At 68.3% G+C, this 13,334-nt stretch carries 13 protein-coding genes; 6 read left to right on the forward strand and 7 right to left on the reverse strand.

What is annotated here, in order from left to right; genetic code table 11:
* Positions 1–38 precede the first annotated feature (38 nt).
* Entirely contained in the window at positions 39–338 is a 300-nt protein-coding gene (locus tag QP512_RS09325) for a DUF2388 domain-containing protein (RefSeq protein WP_014037036.1), read from the forward strand.
* Between the two features lie 100 nt (positions 339–438).
* Entirely contained in the window at positions 439–2,202 is a 1,764-nt protein-coding gene (locus tag QP512_RS09330) for a DUF4105 domain-containing protein (RefSeq protein WP_286071836.1), read from the forward strand.
* Here QP512_RS09330 and QP512_RS09335 read toward each other — a convergent pair.
* Complete coding sequence (locus QP512_RS09335) at positions 2,180–3,256, reverse strand: ATP-binding protein (RefSeq protein ID WP_286071837.1); 1,077 nt, start codon at positions 3,254–3,256, stop codon at positions 2,180–2,182. The two genes, QP512_RS09330 and QP512_RS09335, sit on opposite strands and share 23 nt — an antisense overlap.
* Entirely contained in the window at positions 3,256–3,972 is a 717-nt protein-coding gene (locus QP512_RS09340) for a response regulator (RefSeq protein WP_286071838.1), read from the reverse strand. The genes QP512_RS09335 and QP512_RS09340 overlap by 1 nt, the downstream gene beginning before the upstream one ends.
* A 129-nt stretch (positions 3,973–4,101) precedes the next feature.
* On the opposite strand from QP512_RS09340, the gene QP512_RS09345 reads away from it, so the two are divergent.
* The 4 genes from QP512_RS09345 to QP512_RS09360 all read left to right on the forward strand — a co-directional run bounded on the left by QP512_RS09345 (position 4,102) and on the right by QP512_RS09360 (position 9,576).
* Positions 4,102–5,247: an efflux RND transporter periplasmic adaptor subunit gene (locus tag QP512_RS09345; RefSeq protein WP_286071839.1), complete on the forward strand. Its 1,146-nt coding sequence runs from the start codon at positions 4,102–4,104 to the stop codon at positions 5,245–5,247.
* Positions 5,248–5,283: 36 nt separating this feature from the next.
* A complete protein-coding gene (locus QP512_RS09350) occupies positions 5,284–8,433 on the forward strand; it encodes a multidrug efflux RND transporter permease subunit (RefSeq protein WP_286071840.1) in 3,150 nt (1,049 codons plus the stop codon).
* Positions 8,414–8,806 carry a nuclear transport factor 2 family protein gene (locus QP512_RS09355; RefSeq protein ID WP_286071841.1) on the forward strand — a complete coding sequence of 131 codons (393 nt, stop codon included), beginning with the start codon at positions 8,414–8,416 and terminating at the stop codon, positions 8,804–8,806. The genes QP512_RS09350 and QP512_RS09355 overlap by 20 nt, the downstream gene beginning before the upstream one ends.
* Before the next feature lie 83 nt (positions 8,807–8,889).
* Complete coding sequence (locus QP512_RS09360) at positions 8,890–9,576, forward strand: MliC family protein (RefSeq protein WP_286071842.1); 687 nt, start codon at positions 8,890–8,892, stop codon at positions 9,574–9,576.
* 162 nt (positions 9,577–9,738) lie between these two features.
* Here QP512_RS09360 and yeiP read toward each other — a convergent pair whose 3' ends face one another.
* The 5 genes from yeiP to QP512_RS09385 form a co-directional block, all read right to left on the reverse strand.
* Positions 9,739–10,305, reverse strand: coding sequence for an elongation factor P-like protein YeiP (gene yeiP / locus QP512_RS09365; RefSeq protein ID WP_005409468.1), 567 nt, complete (start codon positions 10,303–10,305; stop codon positions 9,739–9,741).
* A 49-nt stretch (positions 10,306–10,354) separates the two neighbouring features.
* The gene (locus QP512_RS09370) at positions 10,355–11,125 is read right to left on the reverse strand and encodes an SDR family NAD(P)-dependent oxidoreductase (RefSeq protein ID WP_286071843.1); all 771 of its coding nucleotides are present in this window, start codon (positions 11,123–11,125) and stop codon (positions 10,355–10,357) included.
* A 100-nt stretch (positions 11,126–11,225) separates the two neighbouring features.
* The gene (locus tag QP512_RS09375; RefSeq protein WP_286071844.1) at positions 11,226–12,122 is read right to left on the reverse strand and encodes a hydroxymethylglutaryl-CoA lyase; all 897 of its coding nucleotides are present in this window, start codon (positions 12,120–12,122) and stop codon (positions 11,226–11,228) included.
* On the reverse strand, positions 12,119–12,520 hold the full coding sequence (locus tag QP512_RS09380) for a VOC family protein (protein WP_286071845.1): 402 nt from the start codon (positions 12,518–12,520) through the stop codon (positions 12,119–12,121). The genes QP512_RS09375 and QP512_RS09380 overlap by 4 nt, the downstream gene beginning before the upstream one ends.
* A 2-nt stretch (positions 12,521–12,522) precedes the next feature.
* A complete protein-coding gene (locus QP512_RS09385) occupies positions 12,523–13,311 on the reverse strand; it encodes an enoyl-CoA hydratase/isomerase family protein (protein WP_286071846.1) in 789 nt (262 codons plus the stop codon).
* Between the last annotated feature and the right edge of the window lie 23 nt (positions 13,312–13,334).

Raw genomic sequence — 13,334 nt, forward strand, 5'->3', positions numbered from 1 at the left:
GCTACGCTCCCCGCATCCCAACAACCGGCTTCGAACCGATGACCCGTCCGCTTCTGCTGCTTGCCCTGCTGTCCCTGCCGCTGGCCGGCTTCGCTTCCAGCTTTGCCGGGACCTCGGCCGGTTCGGCCACCGGTGCATCTTCCGGCTCCTCGGGCAGCAGCTCGGGTGATGACAAGGTGGTGCTTGCCGCACGCGACGATGCCGCCGCATTCGTTGCCAGCGACGGCCAGATCCGGGGCGCGCGCCTGCAGGCCGCGCTGGTCCACCTGCGCGAGCAGAGCACCGCCGCACAGCAGCAGAGCGATCTGGAACTGGCCCGCGCGCTGCTGGCGCGTTGATCCAGGCGGCATGACCTCTGCGTCATCGCTTTCTGTAGCGCCGAGCCATGCTCGGCTGGGCGCCAGGCGCCGATGGGTGGTTACAGCAGCCACGCATGGCGTGGCTCTACTGCTGACCGCTCACGTCGCGCACGCAGCTGATCGCCTGGAGCTCGATCCGTCCGGTCTCGATCCGGCACAGCGGCGGCTCGCCAGCCAGGCCCTGGCCGACGTGCAGGCGCTGTTGCCCGATGGCCTGCTGCGCGCATTGCCGGCACAGGTCCAGGTGGCCTGGCGCGATGATCTTCCTGCCCACGTGCATGGCCGTGCCTTCGCCGGTGGCATCGCGCTGCGCGGCGATCTGCTGGACGACAGTGCGCCCGGCGCCCGCCGTGCGCGGCGCAGCGCCCTGGTGCACGAGCTGACCCACATTGCCGACCGTGGCGGCGCAAACTGGTCGCGCAGCGCACGCTGGCGCGACCTCGCGGGCTGGCAACGCAAGCCCTGGCATCTGGGCCGTGGCGGTAACGAGTTCCGTGACCGCAGTCCCGATGCCTACGAGCTCGAAGGCCCGGCCGAATACCTGGCGGTGAACGCCGAGCATTTCGTGCTCGACGGCGAGTTCGCCTGCCGGCGTCCGGCATTGGCGCAGTGGTACCAGGCGCATTTCGGAACACCGCCGTCGCTGCCACAGCCGCAGTGCTCCACGACGCTGCCCTTGCTGCAGGCCGAATCGGAGGAGGGCGCTGCATCGCTGCTGCAGCTCGACCCGGCGCACGTCTACGCGGTGGACTACCTGTTCGCCGAAGGCAGTGCGCAGCCGATGAGTCGCTGGGGCCACAGCATGCTGCGGCTGGTGATCTGCAAGCCGGGTCGCCCCCTGGGCCCGGATTGCCGGCTTGATCTCGAGTACCACCGCGTGCTGTCGTTCCGCGCGTTCGTCGGTGACGTGCAGATTTCCAACTGGCGTGGACTGACCGGCGGCTATCCCTCGCGGCTGTTCGTGCTGCCGCTGCAGCAGGTGGTGGACGAGTACACCAAGGTCGAGCTGCGCGGGCTGCAGTCGTTGCCGCTGCAGCTGGACCGCAGCGAAATCCCCAGCCTGCTCGAGCGCATCGCGCAGGTGCACTGGAGCTATGACGGGCGCTACTACTTCATCAGCAACAACTGCGCCGTGGAAACGGCCAAGCTGCTGCAGGCGGGCGTTCCGCGGCTGGGCGAGGCCGGGTTGGCCCAGCTGAGCCCGCGTGGCCTGAAGCGGCGACTGATGCGGCTGGACGTGCTCGACGAGCAGGTGCTGGCCGACCGCAGCGCAGCGCAGGCACAGGGGTATTACTTTGCTTCGGCGCGCGACCACTACCAGCAGCTGTTCGCAGTGGCAGCGGGGCAGCTGGCCTTGCCCGCCCGTGATGTGCGTGCCTGGTTGCAGCTGCCTGCACAGCAACGGGCACCGTGGCTGCTGAAAGGCGACCTGCGCGCCAGTGCCGGTCTGCTGTTGCTGGAACAGGCTGCACAGCGGCGCGCCGAGCTGCGCGCGCGTGACGTGCTCAAGCGGCAGCTGCTGGCTGCACCGGACAGTGCGGAAACCCGCAGCCTGCGCGGGCTGCTGGAGCAGAGCGGGCAGTGGTTGCGGCCGGGGACGCTGCTGCAGGACAGAGGCTATGGGTTGCCGCTGGGCGACGAGCAGGCCCTGCTGTCCGAGGCGGTGGCCACTGCCAGTGCGCAGGCCGTACCGGCCTGGCAGGCGTTGCGCGTGCAGCTGCGGCAGCAGCTGCCGGCCAGGCAGCGCGACGAGATGGATGCGATCGATGCCAACCTGGCCGAAGTCGGTGTGCATCTGCGCGAGCAGGCAGCGGCGCCGGCTACTGGCGCGGCAGCTCGATGACGAAGCGGCTGCCGCCGGCGCTGCCGGGCGTGCAGTAAACGCGGCCGCCATGTGCATCGGCGATGGCCTTGACCACCGCCAGGCCCAGTCCGCTGCCGCCGCCCTGGCGCGAGCGCGAGCCATCGGCGCGCATGAACGGAGTGAAGATGTCGGTGTGAAGTTCCGGGTCGATGCCCGGACCTTCGTCTTCGATTGCCACCTGCACGTGTCCGGGCGTGTCATGCACGGCAATCCTCACCTTGCCCGGGCTGGCGTAGCGGCGCGCGTTCTCCAGCAGTGCCAGCAGGGCCTGGCGGAGTCGGGTCGGGTCGCAGTGCGCGGCGTGTTCCTCGCGGCTGGTTTCCAGTTCCAGCACGAAGCCGGCGGCGCGGAACTGCGGATCGACCAGGGTCATCACCGAATGCACTTCGGCCACCACATCGGTGCGCGCGCGCCGTACATCCAGCCTGGCGTTGTCGGACAGGCTCAGCACTCGCAGGTCCTCGATCAGGCGTGACAGGCCTTCGACCTGGGCCAGCAGGCTGCGGAACTGCGTTTCGTCGGGCTGGAATACCCCTTCCGCCAGGCCCTGCAGGCGACCGCGCAGGATCGTCACCGGTGTCCGCAGTTCATGGGCGATGGCCGCATGCCACATCGCACGCTCGCTCTCCATGTGCTGCAGGCGGCGCGCCATTGCATTGAAGTCCTCGACCAGGGTCGCGACCTCGCCCGGAGAATTCTCCTCGACGCTGGCGCGTGCGCCCAGGTCGCCGCCAGCAAGCGCACGCACGCTGTCCACCAGTGAATTCAAGGGTGACAGGATGCGATGGGCGAGACGGAACGAGGCGGCGATGGCCAGCGCCAGGCCGGTCAGGATCACCCCGACCATCCAGGCCAGCTCCGGCCCGGTCGGCAGCCAGCCTTCCGGCTCCTCGGTGCTGCCGGGGAAGAACTCGACCAGTACCGCATACAGCAGCCAGGACGACAGGATCATCATCACGATGACGCCGATCACCATCAGCGACATCGAGACGATGATGTGGCGGCTGAGCCCGGAGCGGCGCAGGCGGCCCATCAGCGGTCGGCCATCAACCGGTAGCCGACGCCGCGCACGCTGGCCGGCACATTGACCATGCCCACATCGTCCAGCTTGCGGCGCAGCTTGCTGACATGGCTGTCGACGGTGCGCTCAAGTGCTTCGCTTTCCGGAAGGCATTCGTGCATCAGCTCGCTGCGGCTGAAGATGCGCGACGGTGCCAGCGCCATGCAGTGCAGCAGCTTGAACTCGGTGAGGGTAAGCAGCACCTCGTGGCTGTAACCCTCGCCTTCCACGTGCACGGCATGGGTGGCCGAGTCGATCAGCAGCGGACCGACGCGCAGCGCGCTGGGGGCATCCACGCGCGAGGCGCGCAGCGTGCGCCGCAGCACTGCTCGCACGCGTGCCGCCACCTCGGCCGGATTGAATGGCTTGACCACGTAGTCGTCGGCGCCCATCCGCAGTGCGGTCAGCTTGTCCAGGTCCTGGTCCAGCGCGGTCAGCATGATCACCGGCGTTTCGCCGCGCTGGCGCAGCTGGGTCAGCACGCTCCAGCCGTCCAGCCGCGGCAGCTGCACATCCAGCAGGACCAGGTCGGGGCGGGCGCTGCGGTGCAGGTCCAGTGCGCTGTGGCCATCGGCGGCACGCAGGGTCCGTAGTCCTTCGCGCTCCAGATAGGCAGTGAGAATATCGGCGATCTCGGCCTCATCCTCGACGATCAGGACGAGGGCGGCGAGGGCAGGGGAGGCATGCATGCAGGGGCGGGGCCTTAAGGTGCTTGCCTCCATCGTATCTCCACAGTTCCTCCATCGAAACCCCATCATCACCACGCACACTGCGCGCTTCAGAACCTATCCGCCGCCTGCGCGGCATTGTGCACAGCAATGAGAACCTTCAGGACGCCGGTCGCGTTGATCGCGGCCCTTACCCTGGCCATGACGGCCTGTTCCTCCCCCGAAGCCACCCCGGACGCGGCACCGCGCGTCAGCGTGGTCACTGTCGGTCCGCAGGTGGTGCAGCGCGACGACGAACTGCCCGGCCGCGTCGCCGCCGTTCGCACCGCACAGATCCGTGCGCAGGTCGGCGGCATCGTGCAGCGCCGCCTGTTCGATCAGGGTGCCGAAGTGAGCGCCGGCCAGGCCCTGTTCCAGATCGATCCGGCCGCGTTCCGTGCCGATGTCGATTCAGCGCTGGCCTCCCTGCAGCGCAGTGAGGCCGCGTTGCGCCGCAGCCGCGTGCAGGCGCAGCGCCTGCATGCACTGGCCGCCGTGCAGGCGGTCAGCCAGCAGCATCGCGACGATGCCAGTGCCGAGTACGAACAGGCCCGTGCGGCAGTGAACGAGGCGCGCGCGATCCTGGCACGACGCCAGCTCGACCTGCGCTATGCAACGGTCAGTGCACCGATTGCCGGACGCATCGACCAGGCGCTGGTGACCGAAGGCGCGCTGGTCGGTGTCGCCGACGCCGAACCGATGGCAGTGGTGCAGCAGATCGACCAGGTCTACGTGGACGTGCGGCAGCCGGCGGCACAGCTGGAGTCGCTGCAGCGCAGTGCCGGCGGCGGCGAGCTGCCGGTGACGATCATCGGTGCAGCTGGCAAGCCGCTGTCCGAGCGCGGCCAGCTGCTGTTTTCCGGCATCAATGTCGATGCGCGCACCGGTGACGTGATCCTCCGCATCCTTGTCGACAACCCGCAACGCCAGCTGTTGCCCGGCATGTACGTCCGCGCGAAAGTGCCGCGCGGTGCCCCCGCGAGCGCACTGACCGTGCCGCAGCAGGCCGTGCTGCGCAGTGCCGGCGGCCAGGCGTATGCCTGGGTGATCGGCGCCGACGGCAAGGCGGTGATCCGCACGCTGGAGGTCGATGGCAGCGTCAATCGCCAGTGGCTGGTGCGCACGGGCCTGAAGGCCGGCGAGAAGGTGGTGGTCGAGGGCCAGGAACGCCTGCAGGAAGGCGCGGTGGTCGATGCGCGGGACTGGCAGATGCCGGTCGCCAGTGCCGGTGCAGTGCAGGCCGGCAGCAAGGGCTGAGCCTTCTCCGGGTCGGTCTCTCCAGGGAAATCCAACATGGCACGTTTCTTCATCGATCGCCCGGTGTTCGCCTGGGTGCTGGCGATCTTCATCATTCTGGCCGGCGTGCTGGCGATCCCGCGCCTGGCGGTGGAGCGCTACCCGGCGGTTGCCCCGCCCAGCGTCAGCATCTACGCCAGCTACCCGGGCGCCAGCCCACAGACGCTGAACGATGCGGTGGTCGGCCTGATCGAGCGCGAGCTGTCCAGCGTCAAGCACCTGCTGTACTTCGAATCGTCGGTGGACACCTCCGGCGAAGCCTCCATCACCGCAACCTTCAAGCCCGGCACCGATCCGGAACTGGCACAGGTGGACGTGCAGAACCGGATCAAGGCGATCGAACCGCGCCTGCCGCGCAGCGTGCGCCAGAACGGCCTGTTCGTGGAGGCCGCCGATTCCGGCTTCCTGATGCTGGTCGGCCTGCGTTCGCCGGATGCCAGCGTCAGTGAGGCGGCGCTGGGTGACTTCATGGCGCGCAACATCATCGAGGAGCTGCGCCGTATCGATGGCGTCGGGCGGGTGCAGCTGTTCGGTGCCGAGCAGGCGATGCGGGTGTGGCTGGACCCGACCCGGTTGACGGGCTATGGCCTGACCATGGGCGATGTGGCGGTCGCCATCGAGCAGCAGAACCTGGAGATCTCGCCGGGACGCATCGGCGATTCGCCCGGCGTGCCGGGCCAGCGCATCACCGTGCCACTCAGCGCCGACGGTCAGCTGTCCACGCCGGAACAGTTCGCCGCCATCGTGCTGCGTGCCGGCGCCGATGGGTCGCGGGTGCTGCTGGGCGATGTCGCCCGCGTCGAGCTGGGCGCACAGAGTTATGCCTGGGGCACCCGCGAGGACGGCCATCCGGCCACTGCCGCCGGCGTGCAGCTACGCCCTGGCGCGAATGCGGTGCGGACCGCATCTGCCGTGCGCGAGCGCATGGCCGAACTGGCACCGCTGCTGCCGCGCGGCGTGGAGGCGAGCATTCCGTTCGACACCGCCCCCTTCGTGAAGATCTCGATCCAGAAGGTGGTGCAGACGCTGCTGGAAGCGATGCTGCTGGTGTTCGCGGTGATGTACCTGTTCCTGCAGAACTGGCGCTACACGCTGATTCCCGCGCTGGTCGCGCCGATCGCGTTGCTGGGTACCTTTGCGGTGATGCTGGCGCTGGGCTTCTCGATCAACGTGCTGACCATGTTCGGCATGGTGCTGGCGATCGGCATCATCGTTGACGATGCCATCGTGGTGGTCGAAGGCGTGGAGCGGATCATGGCCGAGGAACGCCTGCCACCCCGCGAGGCCACCATCAAAGCGATGCGCGAGCTGACCGGTGCGGTGATCGGCATCACCCTGGTGCTGACCGCGGTCTTCATTCCGATGGCATTCGCCAGCGGTTCGGTGGGCGCGATCTACCGCCAGTTCACCGTGGCGATGGCGGTGTCGATCCTGTTCTCGGCGCTGCTGGCATTGAGCCTGACCCCGGCACTGTGCGCGACCCTGCTGCGCGCGAACACCGAGGGCCATCACGGTCGTGGCGGGCTGTTCGGTGCCTTCAACCGGAGCTTCGAGAACATGACCGGGCGCTACCAGCGTGGTGTGGCGTCGGTGCTGCAGCGGAGCGGGAGGGTGATGGGCGTGTTCGCCGCGCTGGTGGCGGCACTGCTGCTGGGCCTGCACTGGCTGCCGGGCGCGTTCCTGCCGGAAGAGGACCAGGGTTACTTCATGACCTCGATCCAGTTGCCGGCCGAAGCCACCGCCGAACGCACGCTGGCGGTGGTCGAAGCTTACGAACGTCATGTGGCCTCACGCCCGGGCATCGGTTCCAACCAGGCGATCCTGGGCTACAGCTTCTCCGGTTCGGGGCCGAGCGCAGCGCTGACCTACACCATGCTGAAAGACTGGGGCGAGCGCGCCGGCGCCACCGCGGCCGGAGAGGTCGAGGCCGCGCAGAAGGCGATGGCCACGATTGCCGAAGGCGAGGTGATGAGCGTGATGCCGCCGGCCATCGACAGCCTGGGGCGTTCCTCCGGCTTTTCGCTGGCGCTTCAGGCGCGTACCGGCCAGAGCCAGGCCGAACTGCGCGCGGCACTGCAGCAGCTGCTGAAACTGGCCGAGGCCAGCCCGCTGCTGTCGGAGGTGCATGCCGATGGCCTGCCGGCCGGTACCAGCGTGCGGCTGGACATCGACCGGGCCAAGGCCGAGGCGATGGGCGTGGGTTTCGAGCACATCAGCAGCACGTTGTCGGCGGCGATGGGTTCGCAGTACGTCAACGACTTCCCCAACAAGGGCCGGTTGCAGCAGGTGATCCTGCAGGCCGATGCGCCACACCGGATGGAGCTGGAGGACGTGCTGAAGCTGTATGTGCGCAACAGCGAAGGCGGGATGGTGGCACTGTCCGAACTGGTGACGCCGCACTGGACCGAAGCGCCGCTGCAGCTGCAGCGCTACCTCGGCTTTCCAGCGCTGAACCTGTCCGGCGCACCGGCCTCCGGCGTGTCGACCGGCCAGGCCATGGCGGAGATGGAGCGGTTGGCGCAGAAGCTGCCGTCCGGATTTGCCCTGCAGTGGACCAGCCAGTCGCTGCAGGAGCGCGAGTCGGGCGCGCAGGCGCCGTGGCTGCTGCTGCTGTCGATGCTGGTGGTGTTCCTGGTGCTTGCCGCGCTGTACGAGAGCTGGTCGATTCCGCTGGCGGTGATGCTGGTGGTGCCGTTGGGCCTGCTCGGCGCGGTGGCTGCGGTGCTGTTGCGCGGCATGCCCAACGACGTGTTCTTCAAGGTCGGCATGATCACCGTGATCGGGCTGTCGGCGAAGAACGCGATCCTCATCGTCGAATTCGCGCGCCAACTGCAGCAGCAGGGGCGCGGCCTGGTCGAAGCGGCACGGGAGGCGGCGCGGCTGCGCCTGCGGCCGATCGTGATGACCTCGCTGGCGTTCGCGCTGGGCGTGGTGCCGTTGATGCTGGCGCAGGGCGCGTCGAAGGAAACCCAGCAGGCGATCGGAACCGGGGTGTTCGGCGGCATGGTCAGTGCGACCGTGCTGGCCGTGTTCTTCGTGCCGGTCTTCTATGTAGTGGTGCAGGGCGCGCGGCAGTGGATCGCGCAGCGCCTGCGCAGGCGCCGGCCGATGCCGGAAGGAACCGTGGATGGAACGGAACATCGTTGAAGATCTGCATGAGCAACAGTTGATGGCGCTGGAGCAGCGCCTGTGCGCTGCGCTGCTGGAAAATGACCACGATGCGTTGGCCGCGCTGGTATCGCCGGCCTTGTTCATGATGGACGGGCAGGGTGGACGCATGCTCGATCTGCCATGGCTGGGCGACTGGCTGGCCGGGAAAGTGCAGGTGAGGAGCCTGCAGACGTGCGCAGTGGAAACGCTGCTGTGCGGGCGTCTGGCATTGCTGTCCAGCGACGTGCGTTTGTCGCTGCGCGGGCAGGGCCAGGAGCGCGAACTGGAACTGCGCCTGCTGCGCGTATGGACCCGCAGTTCCGGCGACAGTGGCGCACAGCTGCTGTCGATGGCGGTGCTGGCCGCGTGAGCGCGGTCAGGCCCCTTTCAGGCCCCGCTCACCGGCAGGTGGTAGGGTCGATGACCTTAGTAGTGTCGACAAGGAGTCGAGCCATGCGTGCAGTTCCCAGTCTGTTGACAGCCTCGCTCGGGTTTGTCCTGGCCGCGTGCCAACCCGCCCAGCCGCCTGTTGCGGGTGGCAATGACACCTCGCCGCCCACACCGCAACCGGAAGCCAGCACTGGCAGCGCAACCGCGTTCCAGTGCGGTGACCTGAGCGTGCGCGCGACCTTCAACGGCGAGGACGCGGCTACGGTGGTGATCGGCGATCACACGTTCGCGATGACCTCCGAACGTGTCGCTTCGGGTGCGAAATACGCTGATGGCAAGGGCAACAGCTTCTGGACCAAGGGCAGCGATGATGGCCTGCTCAGCCTGAAGGGCGAGGCGGACCGCGAGTGCCACGCGGTGGATGCCACTGAAGGTGATGGGAGTGCGGGCACTGCTGCGTTCCGTGCCTCCGGTAACGAGCCGGGCTGGCTGGCGGTCGTCGATGGAGACGCGCCGGGCCTGCAGGTGGAAGTCGACTATGGCGAGCGCCGCTTCGACGTGGCCAAGCCCACCGAAGGTGCCGATGGCTGGAGTGGCAAGGCGTCCGATGGCACCGACGTCAAGCTCAGCTTCCAGCGCACTACCTGCCAGGATGACATGAGCGGTGAAGCCTTCGAGGCCAAGGCGATGCTGACCGTGGGCACACGCCAGTACCATGGCTGTGGCAACTTCGGCGCGAAGCAGCCGTAAGTTACCTGTAGAGCCGAGCCCACGCTCGGCTGCAGTACCTGTCCAACCCACAGCAGCCGAGCGTGGGCTCGGCTCTACACATCCGCTGCCACCGATGATCCGTCCGCTGCCGGCGGCGAACACGCCGCAGGCAGGGACAGGCAGGCGATCAGCGCAAGGCGCTTAGTCGGCGCGGCCAGCGAATTCGCCGGTGGCGGTGTTCACCAGCACGCGTTCGCCGTTGACAATGTACTCCGGCACCATGATCTCGATGCCGGTGTTGAGCTTGGCCGGCTTCGGGCGCTTGGTGGCGGTGCCACCCTTCAGTTCCGGCGGGGTCTCGATCACTTCCAGCACCACCGAGGCCGGCAGCTGGATCGCCACCGGCTGCTCGTCGATGACCTGCACGTAGATGCCGGTCAGGCCGTCGGTGATGTAGCCCGCGTCGTCGCCGATCACGTCCGCGTCCAGGGTGTAGGGGGTGTAGTCCTCGTCATCGAGGAACACGAACGCGTCGCCGTCCTTGTACGAATAGGTGGACTGGCGGCGCAGCAGTTCGACCTCGACCAGGTTGTCGTCGGCATCGAAGCTGGCGTCGAGCTTGTTGCCGCCCGGCACGCTGTACATGATGAAGCGGAAGCGGACGTTGCCGCCGCGACCCTGCGGCGAGCTGCGCTCGATGTCGCGGATCTGGTACACGCCGTTGTTGTACTCGACGACGTTGCCCTTCTTGATGTCGTTGGCTTTCATGATGATCTAGGTCGTTGGGGGAGGGCGCCGTCCCGGCGCCCGGGGGGAATCACTTCGGAGCGAGGCGGGTAGCGCCGTCCAGGCGGATGGTCTCGCCGTTGAGGTAGGTGTTGCCGAGGATGAAGCCGACCAGGCTGGCGAAGTCTTCCGGCTTGCCCAGGCGCGACGGGAACGGGATCGAGGCGGCCAGCGACTGCTGTACGGACTCGGGCATGCCGTCGACCATGGGCGTCCAGAACACGCCGGGCGCAATCGTATTGACGCGGATGCCGAAGCGCGACAGTTCGCGCGCCATCGGCAGCGTCATCGAGACCACGCCGCCCTTGCTGGCGGCATACGCGGCTTGGCCGATCTGGCCTTCATAGGCGGCGATGCTTGCGGTGTTGATGATCACGCCGCGCTCGCCGTCGGTGCCGGCTTCGTTGTGCTGCATGCAATTGGCTGCGGCCTTGGCGACGTTGAAGCTGCCGATCAGGTTGACCATCACCGTGCCCTGGAAACCGGCCAGCGGCATCGGGCCTTCTTTGCCCAGCACGCGACCGGCGCCGAGGATGCCGGCGCAGTTCATCGCCACGTTGAGGCCGCCGAGGAAATCGTGGGCCTGGTCGATGGCCGCGATTACCGCCGCCTCATCGCTGACGTTGACGTTGAAGTAGCGGGCCTTGTCGTCGCCCAGTCCGGCGACGGCGGCAGCGCCCTTGTCGTCGTTGAGGTCGAACAGGGCCACCTTGCCGCCCTGGGCGACGAGGTGCCGGGCCACAGCCAGGCCGAGGCCGGAGACGCCGCCAGTGATCACGGCACGTACGGAAGACAGCTGCATTGAACGGTCCTGCAGGTTCGAGAACCGCCGATTCTAACGGAAGCCGGGACCGTCGCCATTGTGCACTGCGCCGCCCGGCAAGGGCGGCGCAGCGCCGCCATCAACCGGCGGCGGCCAGCGCCTGGCCGGTGCGGCTGGCAGTCGCGCGGCCGAGCAGGCCGGCCAGCCAGCGCCCGGTCTCGGCCAGGGCCGGCAGGTCCACGCCGCTGTCCAGGCCCAGGCCCTGCAGCAGGTAGACCACGTCTTCGCTGGCGACGTTGCCGCTGGCGCCCTTCGCATACGGGCAGCCACCGGCGCCCGACACCGCGCTGTCGACCACGCGCACGCCTTCTTCCAGGCAGGTGGCGATGTTGGCGATGGCCTGGCCGTAGGTGTCGTGGAAGTGCACGGCCAGTGCCGACATCGGAATCTCGGCCGCCACTGCCTGCAGCATCGCCCGCGCCTTGCGCGGGGTGCCGACGCCGATGGTGTCGCCCAGCGAGATTTCGTAACAGCCCATGTGGTGCAGGGCGCGCGCCACGCGCACCACGTCGGCCAGCGGCACATCGCCCTGGTAGGGGCAGCCGAGCACGGTGGACACGTAGCCGCGCACGCGCACGCCATCGGCGGCGGCACGGCGCAGGATCGGTTCGAACCGCGCCAGCGATTCATCGATGCCGGCATTGGTGTTGGTGCGATTGAACGCTTCGGAGGCCGCGGTGAACACCGCCACTTCTTCCACGCCCACCGCACGGGCACGGTCGTAGCCCTGTTCGTTCGGCACCAGCACCGGGTAGTGGATGCCGGGTCGGCGCTGGATGCCGGCATAGACCTCGGCGGCATCGGCCAGCTGCGGGATCCACTTCGGGCTGACGAAACTGGTCGCCTCGATGCTGCTCAGGCCGGTGCCGGACAGGCGGTTGATCAGTTCGATCTTGTCGGAGGTGGACACCGACTGCTTCTCGTTCTGGAGGCCGTCACGCGGGCCGACCTCGACGATGCGGACGTAGTCGCTCATGCGGTTGCCCCATTGGCAGGGCGGTGGCAGACCGCCTCGATGTTGTTGCCGTCCGGGTCGAGCACGAAGGCGGCGTAGTAGTCCGGGTGGTACCACGGTCGCAGGCCCGGGGCGCCGTTGTCGCGGCCGCCGGCGGCGAGCGCGGCGGCATGGAAGGCATCCACCTGCGCACGGCTGGTGCAGGCGAAGGCCACATGCACCCCGTGGCTGGCGGTGCCGCCATTGCCGAGCCAGAAGAACGGCTTGGCGTTGCTGCCGAAGCCGATGTGGTCGTGGTCGCCGGTCTGTTCGGCAGTCACTTCCATCACCACGCCGATCTGCAGCGGCGCCAGCGCCTGCAGGAAGAAGGTCTTGCTGCGCGCCAGGTCGGCGCTGGTCAAACCAAGATGATCGAGCATGTTCAGGCTTCCGTGACCCAGTGCGGTGCGCGCTTGTCGAGGAAGGCGCCCAGGCCTTCCTGCCCCTCGGCGGACACCCGCAGGCGCGCGATCAGGGCAGCATTGTCCCGATCCAGCGCGTCGCGGTCATGGCTGTCGCGGACCTGCCGCACCAGCTGCTTGGCGGTGGACGAGGCGATCGGGCCGGCCTTGTCGAGCAGGGCGAGCTGGCGTTCCAGCGCTTCGTCCAGGCGTTCGGGCTCGACCAGCTGGTGGACCAGGCCGATGCGCAGCGCGGTATCGGCGTCGAAGTGCTCGCCGGTGGCGAACCAGCGGCGGGCCTGGCGCGGGCCGATGGCCTCGATCACGTAGGGCGAGATGACCGCCGGCAGCAGGCCGAGGCGGCTTTCGGTCAGGCCGAAGCGGGCCGAGGTACTGGCAATGGCGATGTCGCAGCAGGCGACCAGGCCGACGCCGCCACCGAAGGCCGCGCCGTGGACCCGGGCCAGGGTCGGCTTGGGCAGCTCGTCCAGGGTGCGCATCAACCGTGCCAGGGCCAGCGAGTCCTCGCGGTTGTCGGCCTCGCTGGCTGCAGCCATGCCGCGCATCCATTGCATGTCGGCACCGGCCGAGAAGGAGGCGCCATGGCCGGCCAGTACCACCGCGCGCACCGAATCTTCGCGGCCGGCGGCCTCAAGCGCGGCGGTGAGGCGGGCGATCAGGCCGGCGTCAAAGGCGTTGTGCAGCTCCGGCCGGTTCAGCCAGAGGGTGAGGACGGCGCCACGGCGCTCGATCTGCAAAGCATCGTTCATGGGATTCCAGGGTCACTCCATAC

The organism is Stenotrophomonas sp. 57 (assembly GCF_030291075.1).
Lineage (GTDB): Bacteria > Pseudomonadota > Gammaproteobacteria > Xanthomonadales > Xanthomonadaceae > Stenotrophomonas.